15 protein-coding genes are annotated in these 15543 nt (G+C 49.4%); 14 read left to right on the top strand and 1 reads right to left on the bottom strand.

The window, feature by feature from the left end:
• Positions 1 to 52: 52 nt before the first annotated feature.
• Entirely contained in the window at positions 53 to 601 is a 549-nt protein-coding gene (locus tag ACQKD4_RS08980; RefSeq protein ID WP_224860500.1) for a VOC family protein, read from the bottom strand.
• Positions 602 to 716: 115 nt separating this feature from the next.
• Between ACQKD4_RS08980 and ACQKD4_RS08975 the strand changes: the two genes are divergently transcribed.
• From ACQKD4_RS08975 to ACQKD4_RS08910, 14 genes are all read left to right on the top strand, one after another.
• Positions 717 to 1403, top strand: coding sequence for a hypothetical protein (locus ACQKD4_RS08975; protein ID WP_427373072.1), 687 nt, complete (start codon positions 717 to 719; stop codon positions 1401 to 1403).
• 70 nt (positions 1404 to 1473) lie between these two features.
• Positions 1474 to 3681 carry an SF1B family DNA helicase RecD2 gene (gene recD2 / locus ACQKD4_RS08970; protein ID WP_427373071.1) on the top strand — a complete coding sequence of 736 codons (2208 nt, stop codon included), beginning with the start codon at positions 1474 to 1476 and terminating at the stop codon, positions 3679 to 3681.
• Between the two features lie 309 nt (positions 3682 to 3990).
• Positions 3991 to 6633 carry an alanine--tRNA ligase gene (gene alaS, locus ACQKD4_RS08965; protein WP_427373070.1) on the top strand — a complete coding sequence of 881 codons (2643 nt, stop codon included), beginning with the start codon at positions 3991 to 3993 and terminating at the stop codon, positions 6631 to 6633.
• A 37-nt stretch (positions 6634 to 6670) separates the two neighbouring features.
• On the top strand, positions 6671 to 6937 hold the full coding sequence (locus tag ACQKD4_RS08960; protein ID WP_015881196.1) for an IreB family regulatory phosphoprotein: 267 nt from the start codon (positions 6671 to 6673) through the stop codon (positions 6935 to 6937).
• A 1-nt stretch (position 6938) separates the two neighbouring features.
• Complete coding sequence (ruvX, locus tag ACQKD4_RS08955; RefSeq protein ID WP_015881197.1) at positions 6939 to 7361, top strand: Holliday junction resolvase RuvX; 423 nt, start codon at positions 6939 to 6941, stop codon at positions 7359 to 7361.
• Positions 7362 to 7374: 13 nt separating this feature from the next.
• The gene (locus tag ACQKD4_RS08950; RefSeq protein ID WP_078146594.1) at positions 7375 to 7671 is read left to right on the top strand and encodes a DUF1292 domain-containing protein; all 297 of its coding nucleotides are present in this window, start codon (positions 7375 to 7377) and stop codon (positions 7669 to 7671) included.
• Between the two features lie 67 nt (positions 7672 to 7738).
• Positions 7739 to 8881 (top strand): endolytic transglycosylase MltG, encoded by a 1143-nt coding sequence (gene mltG, locus ACQKD4_RS08945; RefSeq protein ID WP_427373069.1) that lies wholly within the window; start codon positions 7739 to 7741, stop codon positions 8879 to 8881.
• Positions 8882 to 8943: 62 nt separating this feature from the next.
• Entirely contained in the window at positions 8944 to 9585 is a 642-nt protein-coding gene (locus ACQKD4_RS08940; RefSeq protein ID WP_427373288.1) for an O-methyltransferase, read from the top strand.
• A gap of 16 nt (positions 9586 to 9601) precedes the next feature.
• Positions 9602 to 10237, top strand: coding sequence for a uridine kinase (udk, locus tag ACQKD4_RS08935; RefSeq protein ID WP_074035132.1), 636 nt, complete (start codon positions 9602 to 9604; stop codon positions 10235 to 10237).
• 66 nt (positions 10238 to 10303) lie between these two features.
• Positions 10304 to 10777: a transcription elongation factor GreA gene (gene greA, locus ACQKD4_RS08930; RefSeq protein WP_074035127.1), complete on the top strand. Its 474-nt coding sequence runs from the start codon at positions 10304 to 10306 to the stop codon at positions 10775 to 10777.
• A gap of 54 nt (positions 10778 to 10831) precedes the next feature.
• Positions 10832 to 11533, top strand: coding sequence for a 5'-methylthioadenosine/S-adenosylhomocysteine nucleosidase (gene mtnN / locus ACQKD4_RS08925; protein ID WP_214760592.1), 702 nt, complete (start codon positions 10832 to 10834; stop codon positions 11531 to 11533).
• 85 nt (positions 11534 to 11618) lie between these two features.
• Positions 11619 to 12578 carry a beta-ketoacyl-ACP synthase III gene (locus tag ACQKD4_RS08920; protein WP_427373068.1) on the top strand — a complete coding sequence of 320 codons (960 nt, stop codon included), beginning with the start codon at positions 11619 to 11621 and terminating at the stop codon, positions 12576 to 12578.
• Entirely contained in the window at positions 12575 to 13807 is a 1233-nt protein-coding gene (gene fabF / locus ACQKD4_RS08915) for a beta-ketoacyl-ACP synthase II (RefSeq protein WP_214695452.1), read from the top strand. Before ACQKD4_RS08920 ends, fabF begins: the two co-directional genes overlap by 4 nt.
• 66 nt (positions 13808 to 13873) lie before the next feature.
• Positions 13874 to 15406: a peptide ABC transporter substrate-binding protein gene (locus ACQKD4_RS08910; RefSeq protein WP_427373067.1), complete on the top strand. Its 1533-nt coding sequence runs from the start codon at positions 13874 to 13876 to the stop codon at positions 15404 to 15406.
• Positions 15407 to 15543: the final 137 nt, after the last annotated feature.

Here is a 15543-nt window from a genome sequence, read left to right as displayed (position 1 = left end):
TGGATAGGAAAGTGCCATCGCAATGGAGCGATGGCACTTTTTTTGGTGGCAATTAAAGTTGTTTTGTCGTGATTTTGACGGGTTCCCCGGCGAAGTCGCCGTAGGCCTCGTCCATATTTTTCGTATACAGTTCGATGATGTTGTGGCTCGGGTCTTTAAAGTACGCCGAGCGTTCTTTCCCATTCTTTGTCTCGTCCTCGTCCCATGTCCGTAGTTTTACAGGCACATCGGTCTCATCTAGGATCTCGAGTGCCTTTTCAAACGACTCCATCGGAACGAAGAACGCACAGTGGACGTGGACCCCACCTTCATCATAGAGCGTGTCCCACTCGGTCACGTCCTGTTTTCGGTTCGCATCCTCTTCTTCCGTAAAGTTACGTTTCAACCAAAGCCCTAGCCGCGTATTCCCTCCGATGTAGAGCCACGTTGCCCATGGCTCATTCGCTTGTTCTTGCGATTCACTTGGCTCGGCATCGTCTCCGACCCATTGTTCGACGACCGGGAGACCTAATTTCTCAGACCAAAACGAAACGGCTTCTTCCATATCTGTCACTTCTAATACAAGTTCACATAATCCGCTGACTGGAATTCGTTTACCCATGTATGACTCCTCCTTCAATGTCTCATTCGAACAGTTCCCGCTTTCTTCAAATCAAAAACGCGACTAGCTGTCTTGAAGTGAGGGAATGACACTTTATAGAAGGAGGTCGAATGACTTGCGAAAATATAGCATGGTCAGTGTCATTTTATTTTTCATTATTGAGTATGTGTGGTTCACGCAATTATTTGAAACAGTGAATCAGCGACTTGCGGATGGGAAGTGGACGAACACGATTTTATATCAAGTGGTCGTCGAACCGCAGGGACTTTTAACGCTATTGTTCATTCTATTCGTGGCGCTCCTCATTGTCGGATGGGTTGTTCATTATGTGTACGCGGAACAGAAGTCCTGGCAACTCACGTCTGAACATGTCGGGGTCGGATGGTTCGTTCCGTTGATTCTTGCGATGTTAGGCTTGGTGATTCCGAACGTATATGTTCAGGTCGGGATGTTGCTCCTACAATTGACGTTCATCCCGCTCATCCCATTCATCGGACAGACCGTCCCATTCTGGAAAGTCGTGACGAATTGGTTGATTCAATTGGGGGTCATCAGTCTTGTCTTATTTGGTGCTCGGGGGATGTTGGAGGATTCGATTCGAATCGAGAAGACAGAACTCTTCACGAGACTCGAGGCGTACGAGGCGTCGGGTGATTTAGACCGAATCCAGCGGTTGATTGAAGAAGTGGACCTCGAACAAGTCGAGCGTATCTTGGACAGGGTCGACCTTGAACAACTCATTCGCATTTTGGAAGTCGTCGACCTCGACCGAATCGAGCAAATCTTGAGTCTGTTCGACTAGGTCATTTGTTCAATCGATTCATCTCGGGCTATAATGAATGATGGAAAAATAGCTGGAGGTGTCGGATATGATGGCAGCACCTTACGAGTTGACTGGAAAAGTCATTCGAGTCCTGTTTCAATCAGAAGAAGAAGCGCACACCATTGCGCTCGTACGAATAAAAGAAAAGAATTTTGAGACGGACGAGACCGAGATGGTCATCGCTGGCGTCGGGGTCGGCATCGAAAAAGGGGAGACGTATAAGGCGCACGGTCGTCTCGTCGAACATCCTCGATTCGGAAAACAGATGAAGGCCGATTGGATTCGTCGCGTCGTTCCGATGACGAAACGGGCCGCCGTCCGCTTTTTGACGAACGGTTCCTTTCCCGGAATCGGACAAAAGACCGCTCAGAAGATCGCAGATACGCTCGGGGATGATTGCATCGACCAAATCGTGAAACATCCGAGTATCCTGTCAGAAGTCGATGGGTTAAAAGAAAAGCAGGCGCGTGTGATCACGGAACGTCTGAACGTCTTATACGGGGTCGACCAACTGCTCTTGTTTCTCGCTCCGTTTGACGTGACACCTCGTCTCGCCTCAAAAATCCATAAAGAATATGAAGGACGGGCGATGGAGACGATTGAGAAGAATCCGTATGCGCTCATGTACGATGTACAAGGAATCGGATTCAAGACGGCGGATGCCATCGCCGCGCATTTCGGGATTCAAGGCATTCATCCTGAACGCATCGCGGCAGCGGTACTTTACGTGTTAGAGCTCGAACAAGGGAACGGTCATCTCTACGTGACGGCGGAGCAACTCGAAGTGGAGATGCCTCGAATCATCGGGGCAGACCCAGGTGACGCACTCGTCACGGCATTAGAGTCGCTTGCGAAAGACGAGCGGGTCGTCATCGATGACGGGGTCGTCTATCATCCTCGGGTGTTCCGCGCTGAACGAAAGGCGGCAGAGGAATTGGCGCGTATCATGGCGACATCGACGACGGAAGACGTGGACATGACGACCATCTTTGACGCGGTCGGACGTGTCGAGGAGATGTTTTCGATTGAATATGCGACCCAACAGCGAGAAGCGATCGAGCTTGCGCTCAAATCGCCACTCATGGTGCTCACCGGGGGGCCGGGTACGGGGAAGACGACGGTTGTCCGTGGGATTATTCACGCACTCAGTGACGTCTTCGACTGGAAGTTAGAGCCCGTACCGAACCAACCGTTCCCGTTCGTCTTGGCCGCACCGACGGGTCGGGCCGCGAAGCGACTCAGCGAATCGACGGGCCTTCCGGCATCGACGATTCACCGTCTCTTGAAATTTGACGGAAGTTCGTTCCAAGTCGATGAGACGAACCCACTTGCGGGGAAAGTGCTCATCGTCGACGAAGCGTCGATGATTGATATTTTCTTATTCAGAAGCTTACTTAAAGCGGTACCGAACGGGATGAAAATCTTGTTCGTCGGGGACCGCGATCAGCTCCCGTCAGTCGGACCGGGACAAGTGCTCGCCGATCTAATGGCGACGGATGGGATTCCGGTCGTCCGCCTCGACGTCGTCCACCGTCAGGCGTCGGAGTCGAGTATTTTACGGCTCGCCCATTCCTTGAACGCCAAAAAGATGCCAGAAGATTTATTGGCGGCGCTCCCGGACCGTCGCTTCTACACGGCGAACCAAGAGACGGCGCTTCAAGCGATTTGTCAGATGGCGGGAGCGGCCCTCCGGAAAGGATATTCACCATTTGATATCCAAGTGCTCGCTCCGACATATCGAGGTGTATGCGGAATCGATGGGCTGAACGAAGCGCTTCAACACGTGTTCAATCCAAAATCGAGTGCACGGGAAGTGAAACATGGGACGCGTATTTATCGAAATGGCGATAAAGTGCTACAACTCGTCAACAACGCCGAGGAGAACGTCTATAACGGGGACATCGGTGAGATCACGAACATCTTCTACGCGAAAGAGAACGTTGATAAAGTCGATAAAATTTATATCCGATTCGATCAGACGGAAGTCGAATATAACCGTAGTGAATGGGATCAGTTCACCCACGCCTACGCCATCACGATTCATAAGTCACAAGGGTCCGAGTTCCCAATCGTACTCATGCCGGTCTTCTTTAACGGCGGCTTCCGCTCATCGCGAAACTTGATTTATACGGCCGTGACACGGGCGAAGAAAAGCTTGCTGTTGTTCGGGGACGTACGGGCACTCGAGGCGGCAACGCGAGAAGAAGAACCCGTACGGCGGACAAAATTGGTCGAACGCTTAGGCGGGAAGTCTTGACGTCTTCATAAGCGCATGTGATAATGACGAATAGACAACTGAAACGATACAGACGATGAAGGAAATGAGTACGTCGTCACCGCCTCTACAGAGACATCTTCCTAGGCTGCGAGAAGATGGAGGTCGGCCGACCGAAGCTATTCTGGAGTCCCCACTCAACATGGGCGCCTCATCCACGTTAACGGATGTTCGAGGCACGGTGTTTACCGTGCGAACGAGGGTGGTACCACGAAGCGATGCTTTCGTCCCTTTCCACAGGGGCAGGCATCGCTTTTTTTCGTTTCGTTCAGAAATAAGGAGGAATTGTTCATGAAACCGCTCAAATCATTGACTGGCGCACAGATTCGCCAAATGTACTTAGATTTCTTCAAATCAAAAGGTCACAGCGTTGAGCCGAGTGCGTCGCTCGTACCGGTCGAAGACCCGACTTTGTTATGGATCAACTCTGGTGTCGCGACATTGAAGAAATACTTTGATGGACGTGTCATCCCAGCGAACCCACGAATCGTCAACGCACAAAAATCGATTCGTACGAACGATATCGAGAACGTCGGGAAGACAGCACGTCACCATACGTTCTTCGAAATGCTCGGAAACTTCTCAGTCGGAGAATACTTCCGTGAAGAAGCGATCACATGGGGCTGGGAACTCTTGACGAGTGACGAGTGGTACGGTCTCGACCCAGATCGCCTCTCTGTCACGATTCACCCGGACGATGAAGAATCAAAACAAATCTGGTTGAACCTCGGCATGCCGGCTGACCGCATCATCCCACTTGAAGATAACTTCTGGGAAATCGGCGAAGGTCCATCTGGTCCGAACACCGAAATCTTCTTCGACCGTGGACCAGCGTTCGGAGACGACCCGACAGACCCTGAACTTTATCCGGGTGGGGAGAACGAGCGTTACCTTGAAATCTGGAACATCGTGTTCAGCCAATATAACCATGACGGGCACGGGAACTATACAGAGCTTCCACGTAAAAACATTGATACAGGGATGGGACTCGAACGGATGGCGAGCGTCCTTCAAGACGTACCGACAAACTTCGATACCGACCTCTTCATGCCAATCATTCGTGAGACAGAAAAAATCAGTGGCGACGTATATCGTCAAGATAGCAGCAAAGACGTTGCTTTCAAAGTCATCGCTGACCACATCCGTACCGTATCGTTCGCAATCGGAGACGGTGCACTCCCGTCGAACGAAGGACGTGGATATGTCCTCCGTCGTCTTCTCCGCCGTGCGGTCCGCTATGCGAAGATGCTCGGCATCGAGCGTCCGTTCATGTATGAGCTCGTCGACGTCGTCGGTGACATCATGGTCGACTTCTATCCACAAGTGAACGAGAAGAAAGACTTCATCAAGAAAGTCATCAAGAACGAGGAAGAGCGTTTCCATGAAACGTTGAACGACGGACTCGCAATCTTGAACGAAGTCGCGAAAGCGCAAAAAGCTGCAGGTTCAAACGTGATCAGTGGTCAAGACGCGTTCCGTCTTTACGACACGTACGGTTTCCCGCTCGAATTGACAATCGAATACGCTGAAGACCATCACATGACGGTCGATGAGGACGGCTTTAAGGAAGCGATGAATGAGCAACGCGAACGTGCACGTCAAGCGCGCGCTGACGTTGAATCGATGCAAATCCAGTCTGGCGTACTGGCAGACATCACGATGCCATCGACATTCCTCGGATACAACAACCTTGAGACGAACGCGAAAATCGTCAGCTTGATTCACGACGGGGAGCTCGTTGACGTCGTCGCTGCAGGGGAAGAGGCACAAGTGATCCTCGATCAAACGCCATTCTACGCAGAGAGCGGCGGTCAAATCGGTGACAAAGGTCAAATCGTTGGCGAAGACTTCCTTCTTCGCGTAAAAGATGTGTCGAAAGCACCGAATGGGCAAAACTTGCACACGGTCACAGTCGAGTCAGGCGTCGCGAAATCGGAAGTGGCAGTGACAGCAACGGTTGACCAAGAATCACGTCAAGCAATCGTGAAGAACCATACGGCGACGCACCTCCTTCACCGTGCCTTGAAAGACACGCTCGGCGAGCACGTCAATCAGGCTGGGTCACTCGTGACACCAGATCGTCTTCGTTTCGACTTCTCTCACTTCGGTCAAGTGACAGCGGAAGAGCTTCAATCGATTGAGCGTCAAGTGAACGAGAAGATTTGGGCATCGATCGGTGTCGACATCGAAGAAATGAATATCGCGGATGCGAAAGCGAAAGGTGCAATGGCACTCTTCGGTGAGAAGTATGGTGATGTCGTTCGTGTCGTATCGGCTGGGGACTACTCGGTTGAGCTTTGCGGTGGATGCCACGTATCTAACACGGCTGAAATCGGACTCTTTAAGATCTTGTCTGAGTCAGGAATCGGCGCAGGAACACGTCGAATCGAAGCGGTCACTGGGGCTGGCGCATACGAAGTGATGAACCAGCAAATCGAGACGCTCGAAGCGGCAGCGAAACTGTTGAAGACGAAACCTCTCGAGGTTCCAGCTCGTGTTCAAGCACTCCAATCTGAAATCAAAGAAGTGGAGCGTGCTTCAGAGTCGCTCAAAGCGAAACTTGCAAACATCGAAGCTTCTTCATTGACGGATGCAATCGAAACGATTGGTGACGTCCAATTGATTGCGAAGCGTGTCGATGGACAAGATATGGATGCCCTCCGTAGCATGGTCGACGACTTGAAAGGGAAGCTCGGTTCTGCCGTAATTATCCTCGGGTCGGCGAACGGTGAGAAGGTCAACCTCGTCGCAGGTGTGACGAAAGACTTGAACGACCGTGGCTTCCATGCTGGAAAACTCATTAAAGAAGTCGCAACACGCTGTGGCGGCGGTGGTGGCGGTCGTCCAGACATGGCACAAGCAGGTGGCCGTGATGCAACAAAACTGGACGAAGCATTGAAGTTTGCTTCACATTACGTCCAATCACTGGCATAATAGAGTGTGAAGTGCAAACGGAAAGAGGTGGATTCTTGTGAGCCAAATGGATCGCACGATGCAATTCAATTTTCCAGAAGATGATCAACGTGCTAACACACGTGAGACGCTGATTACGGTATATCAAGCACTCGAGGAAAAAGGTTATCAACCGATCAATCAAATCGTGGGATACTTATTGTCAGGTGACCCCGCCTACATCCCACGTCATAATGATGCGCGAAACTTGATTCGCAAAATTGAGCGGGATGAACTTCTCGAAGAGTTGGTCAAATCGTATTTGAACGATCGTAGAGAGGATTAATATGAAGCGAGTCATGGGACTCGATGTCGGATCGAAGACAATTGGTGTCGCGGTGAGTGACCTGATGGGATGGACGGCACAAGGTGTGGAGACGGTCTATTGGACCGAACCCGACTTTGACGAAGCCGTCCGTCTCCTTCGTCCGTTTATCGAGCAGTACGATGTGAAAGAAGTCGTCGTCGGTCACCCGAAAAACATGAATGGGACAGTCGGTCCGCGCGGTGAGGCGTCAGAGGCGTTTGCCGAGGCGTTCACCGAACAGACAGGCTTACCTTGCGTGTTGGTGGATGAACGATTAACGACGATGCAAGCGGAACGGATGCTCATTTCAGCAGATGTCAGCCGCAAAAAGAGAAAAGCGGTCATCGACAAAATGGCGGCCGTGATGATTTTACAAAACTACCTGGACCGTTCCGGGAAATAAGGAGGAATCTCTCATGGCAGAAATCCGTCGTGAAGAAGAAATGTACCGTATTCCAGATGAAAATGGAGACGAGCATTTATTTGCAGAAATTTTCCGTATGACAAGCGACCGTTCGAAGAAAACATTCGTTGTACTCGAACCAGTCGGCGCTCCGGAAACAGAAGATGAAGACACAATCGAAGTATACGCATTTGAAATTGAAGAACTTGAAGATGGCGAATTCATCTTGAAGCTCGTCGAAGACGATGAAGACTTCGAAGAGGTCATGGAAGCATTCGATATCGTCAATGACGAAGTCGGTCTAGACTAAATAGGGGAAGGGCGGCTAGGGATTTCCCTCGTCGCCTCTCTTTATAAAATGAACAGGGGAGAAATGCATGAATCATCCATCTATGTCAGATGAGAAACGTGCCCGCAACCGGATCGTTCGTCGCATCACGGTTGTCATCCTTGCCATCTTCCTTCTCGTCATCGCCACAGGCTCGGCACTCGCTTACGTCTTCGTGAAGCGCTCCGTCGAACCGATTGATCCGACATCGACGGAAACCGTTGAGGTCGAAGTCCCACTCGGTGCCGGTTCGGGATACATTGGTGAATTACTAGAAGAGAATGGGCTTGTAAGGAGTAGCACGATTTTCCGTTTCTATACACGCTTTAAAAACGAGTCATCGTTCCAAGCGGGGACGTATACGTTGTCACCATCTCAATCAATCGATGAGTTGATTGAAACGTTGCAAACAGGTAAAGTCATTGTGGTTCCTGATATCAAGCTCGTCATTCCGGAAGGGTTCACAATCGACCAGGTCATCGCGCGACTTGCGAAAGAGGCCGACATTCCGAAAGAAGAGATTTCCGAACAATTGAGTGACCGTGAATATATCAGTTCGCTCGTGAACGAGCATGAGATGTTGACGGAGGAAGTATTGCAGGAAGGCATTTATCATCCGCTTGAAGGATACCTGTTCCCGGCAACATATGAATTCAACAAAGGGGTAACACTCACTGAAATCATCGATGAGATGCTACTCCCGACTGAAAGCATGTATCAAGAGTACAAAGGTCGTTTGGCTGATTCAGGACGCACCTTCCATGAGACGCTCTCGCTCGCATCGGTAGTCGAGAAAGAAGCTGTTTCAACGGAAGACCGGAAAGAGATTGCCGGTGTCTTTGAAAATCGTCTAAACGACGGCATGAAATTACAGTCTGACCCGACCGTCTGGTACGGCACGGGGGAGACATCGATTTTCACTTCATTCGCAGATTTGGAGAACGATTCCTTATATAACACATATCGTTATGAAGGGATTCCGATCGGTCCAATCGCGGCTGTCAGTCGCGACGCGTTTGAGGCGGTACTCAACCCGAACGACACAGAGAACATTTACTTCTATGCACGCCCTCCACGTGAAGGGTTCCCGAATGGGGAAGTCTTGTTCGAAGTCAATTATGAGGACCATCAACAAAACGTCAATACGTACCGTTCCGAATGGGAAGCGTTTGAAGAAGCGAACAGTAATTGATGGGACGACCGGAAGCGGATGCTTCCGGTCGTTTGAATGAAGAGAGTTAAGAGGTGGAACGAGTGGACCATGCATCCTATGAGGGATATGTAGAACAATTGATCAACGACCGCTCTCCGCTGTTGACGGAGATGGAGGCATTTGCGCGAGAACATCACGTCCCAATCATGGACTTGACGGGCTCTGAAGTGCTTCTCTCTTTGTTGGCGATGCAGCGACCGACCCGCATCCTTGAGGTGGGGACGGCAATTGGCTACAGTGCAATCCGTATGGCAGAGTTGTTACCAGATGCCGAAATCGTAACGATTGAACGAAATGCTCGTCGATTCGAAGAGGCGACTGGTTTTATCGGACGTTCTGATGTTCGCAATCGCATCACATTGATTCACGGTGACGCCGTTGAATTGATTGGTTCGATTGAAGGTGAGTTCGATGCCGTGTTTATTGATGCGGCAAAAGGACAATATCAAAAATTTTTTGATGGGTATGGCGCTTTAGTACCAATTGGTGGTACGATTTACAGCGATAATTTGTTTTTACGAGGGGACGTCTTGCTCGAGGACGTGTCAGTATTGGACCGACGTCGACGCCGACTTGTCCGTCTCGTGAAGCAGTTTACTGAGCAATTGATGGCACGGACCGATTATCATACTGCAATTTTGCCCCTTGGTGATGGCCTAGCAATCAGTCGTAAATTACGATGAGGAGGACTTAACTTTGATGCAACATAAACCCGTCATTATTGGCGTGGCCGGGGGTACCGGATCTGGAAAAACGACCGTGGCCCGTGCGCTCGTCGATGCGTTTAAAGGTCAATCGGTCGTCATGATTGAACAAGACGCGTATTATAAAGATCAATCTGAAATGACGATGGAGGAGCGGTACAAGACGAACTACGACCACCCCTTCGCCTTTGATAACGATTTGCTAATTGAACATATCCAACAATTGCAACAACATCAGGCTGTCGAGAAACCGGTATATGACTACGCGGCCCATACGCGCTCTGATGAGACGATTTTGATCGAACCGGTCGATGTCGTCATCGTTGAGGGGATTTTAGCACTTGAAGATGCCCGTTTGCGTGAATTGATGGATATTAAGGTGTTCGTGGATACAGATGCTGACGTTCGCATCCTGCGCCGCATGCAGCGGGATATCAATGAACGTGGACGTTCGATTGATTCGGTCGTGGCACAGTACACGAATGTCGTTCGTCCGATGCATTTACAGTTCTGCGAGCCGACGAAGCGGTATGCGGACATCATCGTTCCTGAAGGCGGAGAAAACTTTGTCGCAATCGATTTACTCGTGACAAAGATCCGTTGGGTGCTCACTGAGCGTAATCGCGCGTGAGGAAATAAATCGTTTTCAATTTACCCTAGCTGTAATATACTAGGAGACAATGAAGGAGTGACAGAAATGGCTGAAAAACAACACTATATGACGTTAGACGGAAAAGCGAAGATCGAGAATGAATTAAACGAACTGAAAACGGTCCGCCGTAAAGAAGTCGTTGAAAATATTAAGATTGCTCGTGATTTCGGTGACTTATCAGAAAACGCGGAATACGACGCGGCGAAAGAAGAACAAGCGATGGTCGAAGGACGAATCGCACAATTAGAAGAAATGCTCCGCAACGCAGTCATCATTCAAGATGATGCAGGCGATAACTCGGTTGTCTCAATCGGGAAAACTGTAACGTTCTTCATCCAAGAAGACAACGAAGACGAGACATACACAATCGTCGGTGGTGCCGAGGCAGACCCGTTCACAGGGAAAATCTCGAACGAATCACCAATCGCGAAAGCGCTTCTTGGCCGTACGATCGGAGATGTGGTCACGGTTCAAACACCAGGTGGCGACATGATCGTCGAAATCAAAGAAATCAAATAAGTTGTTGAGCGACCTCCATCTTGGAAGTCGCTCTCTTTCTGAGGAGGAATCGGAATGAAAGTTGGAATCATCGGTGCGATGGAAGAAGAAGTGAATTTACTTCGGAACGAACTAACTGAACGTAAAGATACAGAAATCGCAAGCTATCATTTTTATGAAGGATATCTTGGAAACATGCAAGTCGTCATCTTGAAGTCAGGCATCGGGAAAGTCAATGCCGCCATCGGGACGACACTCTTAATTGATAAGTTCAAACCGGACGTCGTGATCAATACGGGTTCTGCCGGCGGATTTAAAAAAGGGATGAAAGTCGGTGACGTCGTCGTCTCAACAGAAGTACGTCACCACGATGTCGACGTGACAGCATTCGGCTATGAGTACGGACAAGTACCAGGGATGCCACCAGCGTATGAAGCTGATCCAAAGCTCGTCAGCGTCTGTAAAGATGTGATTGAAAACTTACCGGACGTGAACGTGCATCAAGGATTAATCGTAACAGGGGATTCGTTCATCAACGACTCAAAACGTGTAGCGGACATCCTTGGTCATTTCGATGGCGTCGCTGCCGTCGAGATGGAAGCTGCTCCAATCGCGCAAACGTGTTACCAGTTCGGTGTTCCGTTCGTTGTCACACGCTCGATTTCAGACAGCGCGGACGAAGAGGCGAACTTATCGTTTGATGAATTTTTAGAGACGGCATCGATCAACTCTGCGAAGATGGTCATGGCTGTCACGAAACGTCTCGAACAAGCTTAAACGATAGATCGTGAGGAGGATGCATTGACATCCTCTTTTTATTCCCTTATATTAGTACCAGATACTAAGAATAGGGGTCGACGATATGAATATTGGAATCATCGGCATCGGATCGTTCTTACCGGACAATCGGGTGACAAATATCGATTTAGAAAAACGAATGGATACGAGCGATGAGTGGATTCGTACGCGTACAGGCATCGAGGCACGACATTTAGCAGAAAGTGACGTATCAGTCTCGGATATGGCGACACGTGCCGCAGAACGGGCTTTACAGAGCGCTGGGGTCAGCATCGATGAGATTGAAGCGATTGTCTGTGCGACGGCGACTGCGCCAGCCTTCCCGGCAACCGCCTGCGTGGTTCAGGCGAATCTTGGCGCGAAAGCTGCTGTGGCATTCGACGTCAGTGCAGCATGTAGTGGATTTATCTTCGCCATGGATACAGCGAAAAGCCTTATGGACTCGAAAGGCTTCAAGAAAACGCTCGTCATCGGAGCAGAGAAAATGGGAAGTTTGATTGACTGGGATGACCGGTCGACAGCTGTCCTATTCGGAGACGGAGCTGGAGCAGTCGTACTCGGGGAAGACGAGATCGCTTCAATCGACTCCATCGTACTTGGAAGTGACGGGACAGGTGGCAAGCACTTGTATGAAAACGATGAAGGAAAGATTGTCATGAACGGTCGCGAAGTGTTCAAGTTCGCCGTGCGGAAAATGCCGGAGATTGTGCTCGAATCGTTAAACAAGGCCGACAAGTCGTTAAACGACCTCGACGTCCTTGTGCCGCACCAAGCGAATCGTCGAATCATCGATGCGGCGATGGAACGTTTAGATTTAGAAGAAGAGAAAGTCGTCATGACCATTCAAGACCATGCGAACACATCGGCGGCATCGATCCCGCTCGCCTTAGCGGAAGCCGTCAAATCTGGTAAAATCCAAGACGGACAAACAATCGTCATCGCAGGTTTCGGAGCTGGACTCACGTGGGGTGCAAGCTGTCTGACATGGAATCATGCAACAATTACGGAGGGGAATCATCTATGAAACGAGTAGTAGTGACAGGATTAGGAGTCGTATCACCGTTAGGAAACGACGTGTCGACAATGTGGGACCGTCTTTTAAAAGGGGACAACGCAATCGATACGTTGACGAAAATCGACATCAGCCAATATCCGGCGAAAGTCGGAGCGGAAGTAAAAGAGTGGAACATCGAACACTTAGTCGAACCAAAAGAAGCGCGTAAAATGGATTCGTTCATCCAATACTCACTGTTGGCGGCAGACGCTGCCCATAAAGACAGCGGACTCGATGTCAAAGCCATTGCCGATGAAGTCGGAACGTGGATTGGAAGCGGGATTGGCGGTGTCGAAACAATCGACAAGCAGTCAGCCATCCTTCATGACCGCGGACCGCGTCGTGTGAGCCCGTTCTTCATTCCTATGATGATTCCGAACATGGCGAGCGGACAAGTGTCGATCTACCTCGGGGCTAAAGGACCAAGTAACTGTTCCGTGACTGCATGTGCATCAGGGACGAACTCCATCGGAGAAGCGTTCCGCGTCATTCAACGGGGAGATGCGATTGCCATGTTCGCCGGTGGAGCGGAAGCGCCGATTACACCACTTTCGTTCGCAGGCTTTTGTTCGAACAAAGCACTTTCGACGAATCCGGATCCGAATACAGCGTGCCGTCCATTTGACGAGAACCGCGATGGGTTTGTCATGGGTGAAGGCGCTGGCGTACTCGTATTAGAAGAGTACGAACATGCGAAGGCACGTGGAGCGAAAATGTATGCAGAAGTCGTCGGATACGGGATGAGTTCAGACGCCTATCACATCACTGCACCGTCACCAGAAGCAGAAGGCGGATCAAAAGCGATGAGTGAGGCGATTCGTGACGCCGGGATCAAACCGGAAGACGTTCAATACATCAACGCACACGGGACGAGCACGCCGCTCAACGATATGCTTGAGACGAAAGCGATTCGTCGTGTGTTCGGGGAACACGCCGACAAACTCGCGGTCAACTCGTCGAAATCGATGATTGGTCATCTTCTCGGAGGAGCAGGTGGCGTCGAGGCAGTCATCACAGCCCTTTCGATTCATGAAGGGAAGATTCATCCGACGATCAACTGTGAATCACCTGCAGCAGATTGCGACCTTGATTATGTACGTGAAGGAAATCGGGAACTTGACATTCAGTATGCACTCAGTAACTCACTTGGCTTCGGGGGCCACAATGCGACACTCGCATTTGCGAAAGTGACGAACTGACGGTAGAAAAATCATTCAAAAAAGGTTAGGGTATAAGGGTTGGTCTAACAGAAAGGAGTGCAACGAATGAACAAGAAATCATTCATCGTGGCCGCCTTGTTAGGTTCAGTCCTTATCCTTTTTTTATTTATTTGGAACGAACAACGAGAGCAGTCACGTGAACTACTACCACCAGAAGAACAAACCATTACGATTCATGGGGAATCCCTTCCGACTCAACCCGACGTCATGCTCGCGATTGACCCGGCATCCCAAACCGTATTGTCACATCTATATGAAGGACTCTATCGGTTCGGCGCAGATGGGGCGATTGAACCAGGACTCGTCGAGAAGTTAGAACGATCTGAAGATGGAACGGTCTATACGTTCACATTGAAAGAGAGTATGACGACAGAAGGGAATGCAGTTACCGCGCAGACGTTTGTCGGCCATTTCCGTAAACTCGTCGATGACGAGACGAACTCACCATTTAGTTTTTTACTTGCGGATGTCCAATCTGCGAAAGAAATCGGACTCGGGCAACAAGAGCCGGATACGTTAGGTGTTCGAGCAATTGATGAGCGAACGCTCGAAATCAAACTCATCCGACCGATGGAAGGATTCGAAAGAATTTTTGCAATGCCAGCGTTTTTGCCACAACCATCCGTGACAACATGGGATGAGTTAGAAACGAACGGTCCGTTTGAATTGAATCAGATAGACGATACAAGCATCTCGTTACATAAAAACGAAACGTATCGTGAAGCCGACAACGTTACGCTTGAAACAATCACCATCCAAAGTGAATCAAATTTGACTGAGACGTCAGGGATGCATCCGATTCCTTATGACTTCGACACGTCTACCATTGATGAGAAAGTCATGAATATTAAAGACGTTCCGCGAAGTGGCGTGTTTTATTTAAAACCGAATGTTGAAAAAGCACCATTCGATGATGTTGCATTTCGACAAGCCCTCGCCCTGACGCTTGAGCGGACGACACTCGAAGAATCGCTTGCACAAGCGGAACAAACGACAGAACGACTTCTCGTCATGGATGAGGAGGCTTCGGTTGCAGAGTTGAAAGGCGATGCCAACCAATTATTTGAAACCGTGAAAAAACGCTTAAAAACAGAAACAATTGAGATTGAATTGCTTAGCTTTGTCGATGAAGAAGCACGTGAAATTTCGACAAAATTAAAAGAGAATTTGGAACAATTGGACGGGTTGACCGTCAAGATCGTAGAGCTTCCACTTGGAGATAAAGTTAGGAAAGAAGTCTCAGGAAATTATTCCTTTTCGTTATCTGGATGGCAACCTGACTATCCGATGCTATCTGCCTATTTGACGCAATTCGAGTCTAATGATGTGCTCAATTCAAGTCGATACGCAAATGAGTCATACGATCAATTGATGGATCAGGCTCGCTCCACTGAGAGTTTGGACGAACGTAATATCATTTTACGGAACGCGGAAGCGAAGCTGTTAGAAGAGGCGGTTGTTATGCCAATCTATCAAGCAGGGCGTTCTTATTTGGTTGAAAAAGGATACGATCAAATCGGTTATCCGGTCATCGGTCCTTCATATGTCCTAACCTTTTCGAAAAAATACGAAAATTGAGCTAAAGGCCCGCCGCTCTAGGCGGGCTTTTTGACTATAGAGAAAATTTTTTAGAAAAATCAAAATAAACACTTTGCAAAATTATCAGAATATTGTATTATTGCATCAACGGGATTTTGGTAACAAATACTGTCAGA

Source organism: Exiguobacterium sp. NPDC077395 (assembly GCF_050269125.1).
GTDB classification, from domain to species: domain Bacteria; phylum Bacillota; class Bacilli; order Exiguobacteriales; family Exiguobacteriaceae; genus Exiguobacterium; species Exiguobacterium aestuarii_A.
Note: the sequence above shows the minus strand (reverse complement) of the source record. Positions and strands in the feature narration are given on the sequence as shown.

Bases quoted from the DNA above. Each gene is read 5' to 3' on its own strand.
- ACQKD4_RS08980 (WP_224860500.1), bottom strand. From the start codon at position 601: ATGGGTAAACGAATTCCAGTCAGCGGATTATGTGAACTTGTATTAGAA.
- fabF (WP_214695452.1), top strand. From the start codon at position 12,575: ATGAAACGAGTAGTAGTGACAGGATTAGGAGTCGTATCACCGTTAGGA.
- alaS (WP_427373070.1), top strand. From the start codon at position 3,991: ATGAAACCGCTCAAATCATTGACTGGCGCACAGATTCGCCAAATGTAC.
- ACQKD4_RS08910 (WP_427373067.1), top strand. From the start codon at position 13,874: ATGAACAAGAAATCATTCATCGTGGCCGCCTTGTTAGGTTCAGTCCTT.
- ruvX (WP_015881197.1), top strand. From the start codon at position 6,939: ATGAAGCGAGTCATGGGACTCGATGTCGGATCGAAGACAATTGGTGTC.
- mtnN (WP_214760592.1), top strand. From the start codon at position 10,832: ATGAAAGTTGGAATCATCGGTGCGATGGAAGAAGAAGTGAATTTACTT.
- ACQKD4_RS08920 (WP_427373068.1), top strand. From the start codon at position 11,619: ATGAATATTGGAATCATCGGCATCGGATCGTTCTTACCGGACAATCGG.
- recD2 (WP_427373071.1), top strand. From the start codon at position 1,474: ATGGCAGCACCTTACGAGTTGACTGGAAAAGTCATTCGAGTCCTGTTT.
- mltG (WP_427373069.1), top strand. From the start codon at position 7,739: ATGAATCATCCATCTATGTCAGATGAGAAACGTGCCCGCAACCGGATC.
- ACQKD4_RS08950 (WP_078146594.1), top strand. From the start codon at position 7,375: ATGGCAGAAATCCGTCGTGAAGAAGAAATGTACCGTATTCCAGATGAA.
- greA (WP_074035127.1), top strand. From the start codon at position 10,304: ATGGCTGAAAAACAACACTATATGACGTTAGACGGAAAAGCGAAGATC.
- udk (WP_074035132.1), top strand. From the start codon at position 9,602: ATGCAACATAAACCCGTCATTATTGGCGTGGCCGGGGGTACCGGATCT.